This is a genomic window from Paenibacillus chungangensis (assembly GCF_042675905.1).
GTDB lineage: Bacteria > Bacillota > Bacilli > Paenibacillales > Paenibacillaceae > Pristimantibacillus > Pristimantibacillus chungangensis.
In genome coordinates this window covers 20,048-33,912 of sequence record NZ_JBHTJZ010000063.1, presented here as the reverse complement: position 1 = coordinate 33,912, position 13,865 = coordinate 20,048, and the positions used below count along the sequence as shown (strand labels likewise).

The 13,865-nt window shown below is 47.9% G+C and carries 12 protein-coding genes and 2 pseudogenes; 8 read left to right on the top strand and 6 right to left on the bottom strand.

The features are described 5' to 3' along the window. Nucleotides 1-318: 318 nt before the first annotated feature. The gene (locus ACFQ2I_RS20285) at nt 319-690 is read right to left on the bottom strand and encodes a hypothetical protein (protein WP_377567501.1); all 372 of its coding nucleotides are present in this window, start codon (nt 688-690) and stop codon (nt 319-321) included. 22 nt (nt 691-712) lie between these two features. Here ACFQ2I_RS20285 and ACFQ2I_RS20280 point away from each other — a divergent pair, with 22 nt between their 5' ends. The 7 genes and pseudogenes from ACFQ2I_RS20280 (at nt 713) to ACFQ2I_RS20250 (ending at nt 4,268) form a co-directional block, all read left to right on the top strand. Then, nucleotides 713-1,048 (top strand): hypothetical protein, encoded by a 336-nt coding sequence (locus ACFQ2I_RS20280; RefSeq protein ID WP_377567499.1) that lies wholly within the window; start codon nt 713-715, stop codon nt 1,046-1,048. 278 nt (nt 1,049-1,326) lie between these two features. Next, a complete protein-coding gene (locus ACFQ2I_RS20275; RefSeq protein WP_377567505.1) occupies nt 1,327-1,620 on the top strand; it encodes a hypothetical protein in 294 nt (97 codons plus the stop codon). Continuing rightward, nucleotides 1,578-1,724, top strand: coding sequence for an ABC transporter permease subunit (locus tag ACFQ2I_RS20270; RefSeq protein ID WP_377567497.1), 147 nt, complete (start codon nt 1,578-1,580; stop codon nt 1,722-1,724). The genes ACFQ2I_RS20275 and ACFQ2I_RS20270 overlap by 43 nt, the downstream gene beginning before the upstream one ends. Beyond that, nucleotides 1,699-2,234: pseudogene (locus ACFQ2I_RS20265) on the top strand (hypothetical protein). The gene ACFQ2I_RS20270 and the pseudogene ACFQ2I_RS20265 overlap by 26 nt, the downstream one beginning before the upstream one ends. A 200-nt stretch (nt 2,235-2,434) precedes the next feature. Then, nucleotides 2,435-2,599 (top strand): annotated as a pseudogene (locus ACFQ2I_RS20260) (sugar ABC transporter permease); the annotation flags it as partial. 40 nt (nt 2,600-2,639) lie between these two features. Next, nucleotides 2,640-2,984 (top strand): hypothetical protein, encoded by a 345-nt coding sequence (locus ACFQ2I_RS20255; protein ID WP_377567495.1) that lies wholly within the window; start codon nt 2,640-2,642, stop codon nt 2,982-2,984. A gap of 819 nt (nt 2,985-3,803) precedes the next feature. Beyond that, the gene (locus ACFQ2I_RS20250; protein WP_377567493.1) at nt 3,804-4,268 is read left to right on the top strand and encodes a helix-turn-helix domain-containing protein; all 465 of its coding nucleotides are present in this window, start codon (nt 3,804-3,806) and stop codon (nt 4,266-4,268) included. A gap of 62 nt (nt 4,269-4,330) precedes the next feature. On the opposite strand, the gene ACFQ2I_RS20245 is transcribed toward ACFQ2I_RS20250, so the two are convergent. Then, nucleotides 4,331-4,885 carry a TetR/AcrR family transcriptional regulator gene (locus tag ACFQ2I_RS20245; RefSeq protein WP_377567491.1) on the bottom strand — a complete coding sequence of 185 codons (555 nt, stop codon included), beginning with the start codon at nt 4,883-4,885 and terminating at the stop codon, nt 4,331-4,333. Nucleotides 4,886-5,073: 188 nt separating this feature from the next. Here ACFQ2I_RS20245 and ACFQ2I_RS20240 point away from each other — a divergent pair, with 188 nt between their 5' ends. Beyond that, nucleotides 5,074-5,634 carry an NADPH-dependent FMN reductase gene (locus ACFQ2I_RS20240; protein WP_377567489.1) on the top strand — a complete coding sequence of 187 codons (561 nt, stop codon included), beginning with the start codon at nt 5,074-5,076 and terminating at the stop codon, nt 5,632-5,634. Between the two features lie 139 nt (nt 5,635-5,773). Here the strand turns inward: ACFQ2I_RS20240 and ACFQ2I_RS20235 are convergent, their stop codons facing one another. The 4 genes from ACFQ2I_RS20235 to ACFQ2I_RS20220 are packed head-to-tail and all read right to left on the bottom strand — an operon-like array spanning nt 5,774 to nt 13,811. Continuing rightward, nucleotides 5,774-7,063, bottom strand: a complete 1,290-nt coding sequence (locus tag ACFQ2I_RS20235) for a TIGR02679 family protein (RefSeq protein WP_377567487.1) — start codon at nt 7,061-7,063, stop codon at nt 5,774-5,776. Next, nucleotides 7,044-11,159: a TIGR02680 family protein gene (locus tag ACFQ2I_RS20230; RefSeq protein WP_377567485.1), complete on the bottom strand. Its 4,116-nt coding sequence runs from the start codon at nt 11,157-11,159 to the stop codon at nt 7,044-7,046. The genes ACFQ2I_RS20235 and ACFQ2I_RS20230 overlap by 20 nt, the downstream gene beginning before the upstream one ends. Next, nucleotides 11,159-12,328, bottom strand: a complete 1,170-nt coding sequence (locus ACFQ2I_RS20225) for a TIGR02678 family protein (RefSeq protein ID WP_377567483.1) — start codon at nt 12,326-12,328, stop codon at nt 11,159-11,161. Before ACFQ2I_RS20225 ends, ACFQ2I_RS20230 begins: the two co-directional genes overlap by 1 nt. Beyond that, nucleotides 12,315-13,811 (bottom strand): TIGR02677 family protein, encoded by a 1,497-nt coding sequence (locus ACFQ2I_RS20220; RefSeq protein WP_377567481.1) that lies wholly within the window; start codon nt 13,809-13,811, stop codon nt 12,315-12,317. The genes ACFQ2I_RS20225 and ACFQ2I_RS20220 overlap by 14 nt, the downstream gene beginning before the upstream one ends. Between the last annotated feature and the right edge of the window lie 54 nt (nt 13,812-13,865).

The window sequence follows — 13,865 nt, the reverse complement described above, 5'->3', positions numbered from 1 at the left end:
GAGCTTTTTTTCTGTCATGAACCACATATATTTAACATATTTAGCACAATTTAGAACGACTTATTAGAGGCACAATCCATGTCAAGTTTAATGCAACGCTACTGATCTTATGTACATTCAACTGCTCATCATCCTTTCTATCAAGCTCACCTTATTATATTACCTGCTTCCAGCCCCTTTGTGATCAACCCTGCCTGTCGCAAAATACAAAAAGGTTGAGATAGGGGGTGGAGATTTCATCCTTTGCACTGCCGATACTCTCTTCATAACTCATCCTCCCTCTAAAATTTTGAATGCGGTTTCAGAAAAGTACAGCCATCATCGAAACCGCTCCTTAAATATAAGGAAAGAGCCTGCGCGCCTATCATCCGCAGCCCAATAAGCCAGTACGCCTATATAGTGGATATTGGCCCATTCTGTATCGAGATTAAGCTGCTCCGCATTTTCTCTAATGACTCTAGCCCTCCCCAGATCCACCAATCCTTCCTGCTCCGAGAATCGGAACACATGACCGGCATCCTTCTCGTCGCCGTATATGCCGAACACTCGTCCATTGCCTGCAGATATGAACTCTCTCAAGCTGCCGCTTGCATAAAGTCTTCCATACGACCGCGTCCAATTGAAATTCCCATCCAGCAAAAACAGAATCCCATCCGCCGTACCTGCGAGAATACTGCCGTTCTCAAGCACTGTTCCCCCCGTGATGGTAGCCTTGAACGCTCTGCCTCTAATCGAAGGAACGATGGCCGGGAGCTTCTCCGAAGTGCCGCTTGTTTCTGCCGGGCAGCTTTCAGATGATTGGCATATTGAAAAGATTGTGGGCGAACTCAGCGATCATGAGCTGCTTGTGTCCGATTGTGCCGGGAAAATATTGGTATGGAATAACAAGGATAAAAGTTGCCGAATCGTTGACGGTCTTAAGCTTGATTCCCCAGAGGCGCATGTCATTAATCTGGGCAGAATTCCCGTATCGTCAAACAACATTCTTGCCGTTCAAGATATCCCATCTGACCAACCGCATCGTATTCGTATCGTGAAAGCTGTCTAATCCATAATAAAGGACAAAATTCTCATCGGCTGTAAGCCCTCCAATGGAAGCGCCAGAAATCCGTTGACACGGGTATTCGGGCCGGAGATGAACAAAGCCGTGCCGTTTGACCTCAAGAGATTCAGGATCCAGTTCGATCATTTCTCCGTCGGTATTATTGCATAAGAATAATGTCCCGGTCGGAGAAAGCAAACCTTCAAATCATGATCGGCATCCGTTGCAGGATCATAACGCCATAACTCGCCCGTATAGGCAGAACCGTATATGCGGCCTTCTCGATGCTGCGCAGCAACAAGTTCAAGCGATTGGTACAGACCGTTACATATATGCCGCATTTTATCTTGATCATCGTTATTTGCGGTATATTGGTCGATTTCCTGGCGCGCGATGGCTTGATTAATGATTTAATTGCTTTTCTCGGCCTTGAGCACACCCCTTTCCTGGGCGACAGCGGCTGGTTCCGAACCGCCTACACTCCATCCAATATTTGTCACATTAGAGATGGAGCTCTATTATTTACTTATCTGCAATGTCGAGCATCGATCCTTCCTTATACGAAGCTGCTCGAGTAGATGGTGCTAGCCGATGGAGACAGACATTCCATGTCATGCTTCCTGGCATTATGACCACTTTGGTAAAGGCGAGAAGTCATGACATTGCAACGGAGTCTGGGTGAAAACGATTTGATGCGAGTAATCTGTTCTTCTTATTTTTATTGTCTTGTACGACGCTGTATCCCTTTCTATATGTATGTACTAATAATCGCTTCTTTTAGCGAGCCGGAATGAATCGTGAAGATACGCGGACTCATTTTGTGGCCAGAAGGGGTTACGTTCGAAACCTACCTGCTGGTATTTAAAAATCCTGATATTTATACTGGATATGCCAACTCGATCTTTATTGTTGTTGTCGGAACTTCTCTGAATATATTGATGACTTCGTTGGGCGCATATGCATTATCCAGACGTAATGTGATGTGGAAAAATCCGATTATGTTCATCATTGTATTCACGATGTTTTTCAACGGCGGCCGATCTCAGGGGTAGGCGGTCTCGATAAAATCCCTATTGGGGAAACGATCAAATACGCCACTATTATCATTGCGACGATTCCGCTCCTTTGCTTGTACCCGATGCTGCAAAAATACTTCGTTAAGGGCGTTATGATCGGAGCTATCAAAGGTTGATTCTCTTTGAAAGGGCGATAGGACTGTCCTGCAGCGAATTGCGATTTTAAGGAGCTGTCTCAAAAGCAAGCTTGTTTGCTTGATGAGATTAGCTCACTGGATGTTTGAAACGCCAAAAATGAAGAAATGGTCAATTGCCGCCTTCTTGAGTAAAAGCGTTACATCCAAACGATGATTTACATTCCACATTTCATCTCGTGGAAATCGGAGAAGTGTTCGATACTTACGTGCATCGGATCGGGCTGCTTAACTGACAGTTCAGCTACAGAACTGTCATCGGGTTGTTCAAAGGTCTTGTCGGCCTCATTCTGGTGATCATCGCCAATAAGCTGGCGAAGCGCTTCGGCGAAGAAGGTCTCTTCTAACGTGTCACTGGTTCAATTCATCCGGAAAGGAGGAGGTTGCTTGATCTATCGGGGTTTAGGAAACCGTCTGTTTGATAGCATCAACGTTATGGTGCTGATTTTATTCTCGCTGATTACCGTGCTGCCATTCGTTCATGTAATCGCCACCTCGTTCGCGACACAGCAGGACTATATGCAGTCCAAATTTCTACTCGTCCCGAAGCAGTTTACGACGGCGGCTTATCAATACATTATCTCCAACTACCTGCTGCTCCACAGTTTGATGATCACCATATTTATTACGGTCGCGGGTCTGGGCGAGAGCACCGCGCAGGATGTATCACTGTCGCCGATTCCGATCGTTTATCCCTTCTTGCAAAAGCGGAATTCTGTTAGGCTCTGTTAAAGAATGAGATCGTTGCGCGTCGACATCGCATCTTTAACATAAAAATGAATCATTTTAGGAGGAATAAAGAAGATCTCACAATCAAAAAAGACATGGGGTCTTCGTTCGCTGGTCGCACTAATCGCTATCACGCTGCTCGCAGCCGCATGCAGCAACAGCAATCAAGGAGCGCAAAGCCCCCCATCGCCGTCGGGCTCGAATGCCTCAAAGAATGCCTGCGTCGGAGGCGGCTCGGAGAAACCCGCGGCTCCACCCAAAATTATTACGATGATGAACACCTTTCATGGAGAATTGCCTCCCGAGGATGACAACGAATTGATGGCAGCGCTTCAGAAAGCGACAGGAGTCGATCTGGACATCACCTGGGTACCGAGCAACGTATATACGGAGAGATTCAACGTTGTGATGACTTCGGGCGAACTGCCATCCGATTGTTGAAAATAAGTGCCTGCGTCACTATTTAAAGTTAAAAATAAGCATCGGCATTAGCCGAACCTTCAGCCAGCTCTCTCAGGCTCCGTTAGCTCGTCAGGACAGCTTGGCGGCGCTAACCTACCGGATTCGGCTGGGACAGGAGTCGATTCTGTTTATCGATGAGGCGGAAACGGATCATTTGGATCAAGTGCGTTACCCCAAGGATTTGGAAATTGCCATTGCAGAAGCCATTCGCCAGTTGGATCATGAACAAGCCCTGCATCATCTGGAGCAGATGATTTCCAGGTTTTTCGAAAAGCATGTGAGCTACTATGATTATCAAGCGTTTCTTGTGCGTTTGTTCAGAAGCTTGACCGGTATGTGGTGCAGGATTACGGCGCTTCAGTGCAGGCCGTATTTCGGGAAGATATATTTTCCTCCAACATCTTGCAGGGCATGCATACCCTGCAAGAATTTCGACTGTGGTTCGACGCCGAAGTATTGACGCCATTGCTTGAGTGGACCAAGGAACAACAGCAACGCCGGGACATTAATATTACGCAGGTGATGATCGAAACCATACAACGGAATTACGACAAGGAACTAAGTCTTGAAATGCTTGCTGCAAGTATGAACTATCATCCCGGGTATGTCGGTCGGGAGTTCAAGAAGGACACCGGAACAAACTTTATCGACTACCTCGCCAAATACCGAATTGAGATTTCCAAGAAGTGGCTCACGGAAACCGAAATGAAAATCGGGGACATCGCACAAAGCCTGTGCTACAGTAATGCTTCGAATTTCAATCGGAATTTCAAGAAGCTGGTCAAGCTTACGCCGACCGAATATAGAGAAATGAACAAGAAATAGATCTACCTGGTGATATACCCGACGGAACGTTTTTGAATATCCATGCTGGGCCTCAAGGAATTTCAACGGCTTATCCCATACATAACAGAAGGAATGACTAATTTGATAAATTCCTCTGGAGATGCTTTACTATTCCTTCTCCATTCTATAGAGGCGCCGTAGATTCCCCAACTTAATATGACAGCAGTTATTTTTAAAGTTTTATCTTCTTTCGCTTTATTCTGTTTGAACAACATTTTGTAAAAAATGATTTCAAGCTGTTCTCTAATAATACGGGCAATGGTATCTTCATAATCTCTATGGCATCGATTGGATAATGACTTTTGAAAATTTGTTATCGCTTTAAAAATGCTGACGAAAGTTTTTTCATTTAGTTCGCTATTTTGGTAGAAATCATAATTCAGATTAACTAATAATACTTCAGACAATACCTTCTCTAATAAGTCGTATATATCTTCAAAATGATAATAAAAAGTTGCACGATTAATCATCGCTTCAGAAGTGATATCCTTTATGGTAATACTCTTGAATTCCTTTTCCCCTGAAAGTTTAATGAATGAATCCATAATTAATTTGCGGGTACGTAAAACTCGGGGGTCCGTCTTTGCTTGAGTCATTTTGTTGTCACTCCTACTTTTTAAACAAATTCTCAAATGTGTTGTATAAACGACAAATACACAGAACTATTGGTGTTGTTGATTGTTATGATGGCCTAAAATTCGATTATAAAGAAAAAAATATAGAATGTCATTGGAAAAGCAAGCGAAGATACCATTGTTAAACCAATTTTAGGAGGAATATATTTATGATTAGAATCGGTATCATTACTGGAAGCACTCGAGATGCAAGAGTGAATGTACAAGTTGCAGAATGGGTGAAATCAATTGCAGACACAAGAAAAGATGCTGAATTTGAGTTGGTAGATATTAAAGATTACAACCTGCCAAGATACAATGAATCTGTTCCTGCTATTATGACAAAGGACTATCAAACTCCAGAAGCAAAAGTTTGGTCTGAAAAAATTAGTGAACTCGATGGATTTGTTTTTGTAACACCGGAATATAATAGAGGGATTACGTCTGGCTTGAAAGATGCCATCGATTATTTATATGTGGAGTGGAATAATAAAGCAGCTGGTATTGTAGGTTATGGTTCTGCTGGTGGGACCACAGCAGCTCAGCAGTTAAGATTGATTCTAACGGTGCCACAAGTTGCAACGGTAGGAACACAACCAGCACTAAATCTTTTTACTGATTTTGAAGAAATGAGAACCTTTAAACCAGCGGCGTTTCATCAAGAAACAGTTCAAAAAATGTTGGATGAGGTTGTAGCTTGGTCTACTGCATTGAAAACAATTAGAAAATAACTTAATAAACGAGTGTAGAAGAGTCTGCGAACCGTTTCGCCGTGGGGGCAACTCTCAACACTCGTTTTTTGTTTGCCGGTTTATGCGGCGTCCGCATCTGAGGAGCGCGGGCGGAGATATCGTTGGCCTCGCAATCCAACTATTGAGTCACTCTCTGCAGATCCTCAATCAGCAAGCCTAATATGCCTTCCTGGTAGCCGGCTCTTCCTGTTCCTTTTATCGCTGCTGCCACTTCGCCCAGCTCCGAATGCTCCATCGCATCCAGCTTCGCCGTTCTGCTTCCCAGTTCCACCACGGGTATTGATGCCCAGTATTCCTCTGTCGTCATACGCCACACGCGCCCTTGCGCACCATATCTTTGCTTGAACCGCATCGCCATCGACAGACCTTCCGGATCGAAGTCCCCGCTATAATGGAGGGTATGTCCTGCGGAAGCCAGCATGTCCATCAGCTGTAATCCTGCCAGCTTGAATTGACCGTGCGTGCAGATCAGCGGGGCGTCCGGCACTTCATCCAACAGGGCAGAGAACACGCCTGAATTTTCAACAATGTATACGTTCGCTGACTTGGCTGACTCACCTGCTCCAGCTGCAATGACCCTGTCCACCTTCAACAGCTCCCGCATGGGCACATTCAAGACACTGTTCTCTTCAGCTGCAGCTCGCCATACGGGGTGCTCTCGATCACCGATGTAGGCAAGCAAGTTCGCCTGGGTCACGAAATTCTGAATGTCATCCCTTAGCAGGTTATGCTGCAGCAGCAGCTCGTTCAACGATTCCGCCTGCGACGGCATAGCACCTTGTCCTCCAGCCATCACATGCAGCAGATGAATCCAGAGCTTGCCTCTCCCTGCAGCAGGGTCCAGCGCATGCGGATTGCCGGTGACCCGTTGACTAAATAAGGGATATCGTTCAATGGCGTCAGGCAATGCCGAGTAGGCTTGCGCCAGTATGTCCATATCCGCTGCAAATTCGGGTTCTAGCAACAGCCGCCATATCCAATGGGTATCGCTTGTTCGACCTTCCACATAGACGAACCAATCGGAAAGCTGCGGATACTTGCGACGATAATCAGCCAATCTGGCCAGCTGCTCTGCCGTCTGCTCCGCTTTCACAGCCTTCCTGGATTGCAGTTTCTGACCATCATAAGCCTCCAGCAGTTCAAGCAAGGAAATACCGGCGAAGCGAGTTTGCTGCAGACGCTGCTCGAACGCAGACAGCATAAGCTTTCCCTTGTTCATCAAATGATGTGGGGAAGCGCCCATAAATAAGGCCAACTCCTCCACCTCTTGATCCGAAAATGTCCCTAAGTCAATCGATCCGCCGAATCTGCCAAGTGATTCATATTTTTTGCGAAAAAGGAGAAAAAGGGATTTAAACCCCTTCTTCTCCTTAAAGTACGCCAGTGCTTCATCCAGCTTCCTGTCCATTCAATTCACCTTCTTCATTGAGCTGTAAAGCCAGCTCTTGTCCATTCCATCTGTAGCGAATAACCGTGACATAGTCGGCATTTTTCGGTCTGACCAGCTCACTTACCGCTAACGAATGTACCGTCTCGTAATCTCCCCAGAGAACCTGAGAGTTCATGATGTAATTAAAGCCAAGCTGCTCCACAATCTCGAACATCTCATTAATGTTGTTCTCATCCACACCTGCGAAGGCTTCGTCTAATGAGATGATATAAGGAGCGCTAGGCGCCGCTTCCTGGTAACGCGAATAACAGGCCGTAAATAATGGAATATACATGGCCATCGCCTTCTCGCCGCCGCTAAACTTGAAGAAATGATGATTGGTCAGCTCCCGCTTCGGTTCATTCGGACGCTCATAGTACAACACAAAGGAGAACCATTTGCGGTAATCCAGCACCATTTTCAACACCTGCAGCAGCGTCTGCCCCTCGCCTTTCTCCTCAAGCCACACTTTGGCCGACTCGATCTTGGAACGGAAATGCCGCGTAATCCGCCCCAGATCATCTTCATTCAACACATTCGCATCCTGCTTCAGCAGAGTGACCAGCTCTTGCGTATCCAGCTCTTGCTCGGATTCGGCCGTTCTCGGCTTCCAGCGTATGGAGAACTTCAGACCGGAGGACGTATCCCGGCTTTCCATCAATCCTCGCATTTTCTCCGTCCATTGCTCCGCCCGGCGAATGCGAGCTCTCAGCTTATGCCCTACGGAATTGAGCAAAATTTCTTCATAAAGCTGCTTGTCCATTTCATCCAGACGCGTTTCCTGAATAGCCAGCTCGCGGGACACACTTTCATACAAGACAGCCGGCGATATCTTCACGCCGCGTTGATCGAATTCGATAATATTCCGCGTGTTTTTCGATTTCCACTGTTCAATGACCGGCTTCCATTCCTCCCGATCCACTTCCCTCATCCAGTCAGGCACATCTGGCGTATCCGTAAATTGCGTTATTTTATGCTCGGTCAGATCAGGCTGCAGGTTATAGAACAGCTTCGTCAGTTCTGCCTCCAAGACAGACTTGTCCTTAGTCGCTTTGTCCATCGCGAATTCCATTATGATGGCTTCGTCCATCACACCGCGCTGGGATGCCATCGTACCCCGCTTCCATTCCTTATGAACCGTTTCCTGCCAAGCCGTTTTCATTTGATTCCAGAAGGCAAGCAAGTCCTCCCGTTCCGCAAGCTTTTCTTGTGTGTTACTTTGGTTCACAGCTAAAGAAGGAATCGTTTTCGACAATTGCTCCAGCTCGGAACGGATTTCATACAGCTCTTGCGCCACTTTCTGAATCTCGCGTCTCACATCCTCGGCGCCCTTCAGCCGCTGCTGCTGTTGAATATCTTCAATATGCTGCTCCAATTTCACAACCCTGTCCTCCAGAACAGCAAGTTCACCCCTCTCTTCGTCAATTTCCGCCTGCAGATCTCGCAACCGTTCCTGTTCCCGTCTTTGATCCTCAAGCAATCGAATCCAGCTTTCATGCTCCCGATGAATGTGATGCAGCTGTTTTTCATATTGCCGGCTCTGTGCCTGCGCCTGCTGATAGGCATCCGCACTGAGCTCCAGTTCGATGCCTTGAGTCAGCTCATAGAGCTTCCGCTTGCATTCCTGCAGCTTCTGATCCAGTCTCGCCAACTGTTCAGACACTTCGTTGATCTGCTTCTCGCGGAGATGGATCTCGCCCCGTACAGTCGTCAGTTCATTGAAGCAAGTTCTTACATCTGCGCTGGACGGATATTGCTTCCATGCCTCCAGGGACTGCTGCAGCTGTTGATCCAGCTGCTTCCGCCGGGCTTCCCATTCGGATATGCGCTCATCGCATGCCGATAGTTGGACTTCAAGCTCTGCGAGCAGCTGCTCCCGATAGCGTCTCCTGGCCTCTCGTCCGATGAATCGCACCTCATCCAGCGGCAAGGCATGCCCCTGCAAGCTGCCCAAACGGTAGCTTCCATCCTCCGTAAAGTGAACAGGCGCATCCCCGTTCATTTCAATACTTTGCAAGATCACCTCGATCTGTTCCATCGGTATCGCCCGTTGCGCTGTATCAGGCTGTAAATAATCACTTAGTGTGGAGGTGAACAGCTTAGGATCGGCCAGCAGCACACGATCATGCTGATAGTCAATCGCTTCGGATGTCACCAATGCGTCTAGCAGTCCTGTCTCCGTCAAGGCGCTCTCCAGACGCTTCTGCACCTCTGAAGGCACGTCTGGCTTGAACGCAACAAGCTCGTATAAGGGCTTGTACACAATTGACCTGGCATCCAATTGCTTACGCGCTTCGATAGTTGCCGCATGACGTTCCGGTTCGGGGTCCCGTTGCTTGTTCACCTGATTCCACTTGGACTGAAGTCCTTCCCGCTCCTTCTCAGCCTGGACTTTCTTCGTGATCGCATCGGCCCGATCCGTTCGGAGCTGATCCTCATACGCCTGTACGAAAGGGGTGAACACCCCTTTCACGTCCTCATATTCATACGCAATGAATAATTGATCCACGAAGCGCATCATTTGTTGTCTAGCCGCATCCGTCGCCTGATAATAGGGATGTTCATCCAGCCAGAGATGAATCCGATGGATGAAGGCTTGCTTCTCGTCAGACAGCAGTCGTTGCCATTTCCGCTCACTTTCAAGCAAGGCGTCATGCGCCTGCTTCACTTCGCTCAGCTCACGGTTCTTATCTTGAAATTGTTGGATGACGGCATCTCGACGCCTCAGCTCTTCAAGCGCCGCTTCCAGCTTCGCCGTATGAACCTCCAGCTCCCGCTTCCAGTTGTCGAAGTTAAACGGTCCGCCCTCATTCCGTTCATAGTCCTGCACATTCAGCTCATGCTGTGCGAATGCACTCTCCTGGGCTTCGTAATCCAGATCATCGACAGCATCCCTTAATTGCCGCTCTTTCTGATCCACGCTCAGCTCAAGCTCATCCATTCTTCTGCGAGTGTCTCGCTCCTTACTCATCTTGGCGTCAACCTTGCTCGTTTGCTGCTTCCGATCGAGCTCCAGCGCATCTCGATCTTTCAGCTTCTGCTGCAGCTCTTCCTCCAGCCGAAATACCTCATGCTGCTCCAGGCGTTTTCTCTGGTCATGCAACGTATCTTGTCTGATCTTCAGATCACGATCTCGCTTCTGATTGATCTCTAACGCCGCACCAAGCTCAGCGAGCTGTCTGCTTAAGTCATCTCTTGCTTGCTCTTCCTTCTTCGTCCGGGCTTCCGCCTGCTTCCATTCCTTCGCCTGATCGGCGAAGATTCGTTCGGAATAAGCTTCATAGGCGTCCTTCAGCTTCGTTAACGCCTTCACTTCCCGGTGGAGCTGCTCCATCTGCTGCTTCGTCTGGTCCATCTGTTCAATGGAATCGGATAAATAACGCAAATCTTCGTCCGTCAGCGGCGGCAGCGCTTCTTCCAGAATCTCATAGATAACGGTAGGCTTGAAGTCCTTGGACAACTTCGGACTGCGAAGCTGAATAAGCAGCTTAATCAGATCATCATAGGCTTCGATCGTCTCGAAGCCGAACACATACCGATTGACCAGCTTCATATACTCCTGATTGGAGCTGACGACTTCCCCGCCGTCTCCTATCACCGTTGTTAATTCCGTCTGCGAATAGGGAAATTGCTTGCGTTCGCCATTCTGGTTCACTAGCTTATACAATTCGAGATCATAACCGATGCGCCGATTGTCTGTAATGACGAACCCCCACGACTTCAATGGCTGATTACGCTTCGCTTGCATCCCCATGCCCGTTGTCAAGTATTGCTCCGTACCTTCCATCTTATATTCAATAAACAAATAACCTGTTCGCTCATCGCGATTGGAGACTTCCTTCTCGCCCAGCAAATAATCCGCCATTCGACGCGATCGGGATCCGAAGGGATCCAGGCGGTCAGGAGATTTCTTGCCGTCGAGCAGCACAGGCAGCAGACTTTGCATGGTGACCGATTTCCCGGAGCCATTCGTGCCTCGAAGCAATAATTTGCCATCCTGGAATGTGAAAATTTCATTATCGTAATACCAGAAGTTTAACAAGCCCGCCCGATGCAGCTTCCACTTAGCAGCCATTACACCGCATCCCCTTCCTCTTCATAATCCTTCGGATAGAAGGCAATCATCCGTGCCGCCCCCGATAAAATGGTCAGTATATGCGACTCTTCTTCCTCCATGGCCGCCATATCCCATGACTCCCACAATGCAATGATGTCGCCAGACAGTGCCTCCAGGGACAACTCACGGTACTTCTTCGCCCATCCATGTCCGTATTGCTCCTTCGTTTGTTTCACAATCGTCTGGAACCGGGCCAGCGGCAAGCGAAGCTCGCCAAATTCATTGACGGTCAGAGCATCCAACTGCTCTCGAATAACCGCTATCGTATGAAGCGCAACATCTGCAATCCCGCTTGCATCCGGGAAGAGGGTATAACGCTTCTTCGGATCCGGAAGTGTCAGCATCGCAGCATTCTTGAATACCTCCAGACGAAATGGCGTGTTCTGCTCGAAGTCCTCGCGCAATCGATTACGGAAATTGCGGATATAGGAAAAATCAGCATCGTCCTCACTCGTGCGATACACCACCGGTGTCATCATCAGCCTGCGGTACACCCGCTTCCTCCGCAGATCCTCTTGATGGCGGGTCCATTCTTGCTTCATTAGTTCCTCAATCGTATGAAACTTAAACAAATCATCCGGGTAGGATCTCATGAAGTAACGGGAATAGACCGTCACCTCGTAGAGCACTTCCTCCTCTTCACTAGATTGAAACAGCTCCAGATTTCCATCAATCGTTTTAATCAAGCGAAGTTCGATCACCTGCTTCAAAGCTCGCACAAGTGAACGACGGTGTTGATACAGCGTCCAGTCTAGCGGAATCTCGCTCCTATACAGCTCTTGAATTCGTTCTGCCAGGTCGGACAGCAAGAACTGCTCGTCCACTGCCTTCTGCTCCGTATAAGCGAGCGCACAGCAGAAGATCGCATAGTCCATTTGTTCCTGAAATGCCTGAATTCCCATCCAGCTCTGCGGTACCACCGGAATTTTCTCCAGCTTCGCAAAGTGCTGATGCACGATCAGGTCAAGCCCGTACTTATCCTGCACATATCGCTTGAGCTTCAGCTCTCGATCGCGAATCAATCGGTAGGCTTCCGGCTCTTCATCACGCAAAATCCAGAACTGCTCGAACAACAAACCAAGCGCATCCTGCGTTTGATCATCAAAGGCATCCTCACGCATACTCATGGTTGTCGTTCTCCTTTCCTTTAAATCGGAGCGTCACGGCCGGCATTTCCATCTGCCCGTCCTGGGCCTGCAGCACAATTGTGCGGGTGCGGTCCAGCTCCACTTTCACCTCATCGCCATACTCCGTTTTAATCGTACGGTCCGCTTTCGCCATTGCCTTGCCGATCCAGGAAAGCAGCAGCTTGCGAACGAACGGCTCAATGATCGGCAATTGCTCCAGCTCTAACGTATTGCCCGTCAAATACTGTTCAATGACTTTGCGTTCGTAGATACGCCGTGTCAAATAATCCGTCCGGGTTTTCTCCTTTTGCTCGTTATGACTCTCCACCGCATTCGCTCTTGTTTTCTCCCGATAGCTCCTGATTCTCGGAATGCGTTCATGCGCCATTGGCGTCTCTTCCCACACATCCGTATAAATATCGTCTGTTGGGATATGATCAGCATACAGATGCTTCGTATGCGACAGACCGAATACAATTGAAGACAGCTTATGCGCTTCCTCGATCGTCGGCAAGTTCGAGAACCATTCCGCCAGATGAAGATAATCCTCCTTGCGGCTTCGATGCAGCAAGCTGCGCTCGCCCAATCGCTGAATGATCCTCGTCATCCTGCGAATCGCTTCATTCGTTTGCTCAAGCACATTCTCATATTGGCTTCCCCCGGCATCATCGCCGATGAACCACGCCTTAATGTTGAACCATGTTGCTTCCAATTCATGTACATGATCTCTCTCATCGCCGATCCGATCGAATCGGAACACATTCTGCTCATGCCGAGCGACCTGTTGCAAAAACCTACGCATGTCCTCACGCGGCATGGTAATCATCATATCTTGAATGGAAGCGGCTGTACGCTGCAGGTTGATAATGAAATCTCGCAGATACCGCGTAAATTGATCCTTATATAGAAAAAAAGCCTCCGACTTCATTTGCTCGGATGCATCCTCACTGCGCAAGTAGGCAAAATAATCTGACGTATTTTGTGTGATTTTTTTGAAATACGTCAGCAAGTCATCCCATAGCTGCGCGCAGCCTTCGGCTGATTCGCCGGCTGATTGCTTGATCCCTTGCAGCGTTTGATACATCCGTTCAAAATGCGTTTTTTCCAGCGAGCCTCCGAACTGTTCAGACTGGTGTTCGAATTGGATGAGCATCCGCTCGAATTCTACCGTATACGGTGTAATTTGATAGCGGAATCTTTTCTTCTTGAATTCTTCAATCGTCTTGACCTTACCGCTCTCTTGCTGCGCCCGCAAATTCCCCCATTTGACCAGAGACGCCAGATCACTATGCAGCTCTTCCATATCATATCGATCGAAATAAGGCGATTCCTTCAAATGCAGGAATACTTCTTCCGGCATTAGGAATTCTTTTAACCGCTCATGCTGGATATAAAAGTGGCGCAATATGGCCCGATACTTATCACTCTTCTCCGTAGCCAGGTAAGTGGCTTCCGTCACACGCTTAAACGGCCCTTCTATCATTCGACACACTCCTGCAGCATTCATCTATTCATATGATTAACATTTTAATACAAT

Excerpts from the sequence above, each read along its gene's own strand:
- ACFQ2I_RS20240 (WP_377567489.1), top strand. The coding sequence starts at position 5,074 with ATGATTAGAATCGGTATCATTACTGGAAGCACTCGAGATGCAAGAGTG.
- ACFQ2I_RS20245 (WP_377567491.1), bottom strand. The coding sequence starts at position 4,885 with ATGACTCAAGCAAAGACGGACCCCCGAGTTTTACGTACCCGCAAATTA.
- ACFQ2I_RS20270 (WP_377567497.1), top strand. The coding sequence starts at position 1,578 with ATGTCGAGCATCGATCCTTCCTTATACGAAGCTGCTCGAGTAGATGGT.
- ACFQ2I_RS20230 (WP_377567485.1), bottom strand. The coding sequence starts at position 11,159 with ATGGCTGCTAAGTGGAAGCTGCATCGGGCGGGCTTGTTAAACTTCTGG.
- ACFQ2I_RS20220 (WP_377567481.1), bottom strand. The coding sequence starts at position 13,811 with ATGATAGAAGGGCCGTTTAAGCGTGTGACGGAAGCCACTTACCTGGCT.
- ACFQ2I_RS20235 (WP_377567487.1), bottom strand. The coding sequence starts at position 7,063 with ATGGACAGGAAGCTGGATGAAGCACTGGCGTACTTTAAGGAGAAGAAG.
- ACFQ2I_RS20225 (WP_377567483.1), bottom strand. The coding sequence starts at position 12,328 with ATGAGTATGCGTGAGGATGCCTTTGATGATCAAACGCAGGATGCGCTT.
- ACFQ2I_RS20275 (WP_377567505.1), top strand. The coding sequence starts at position 1,327 with ATGCTGCGCAGCAACAAGTTCAAGCGATTGGTACAGACCGTTACATAT.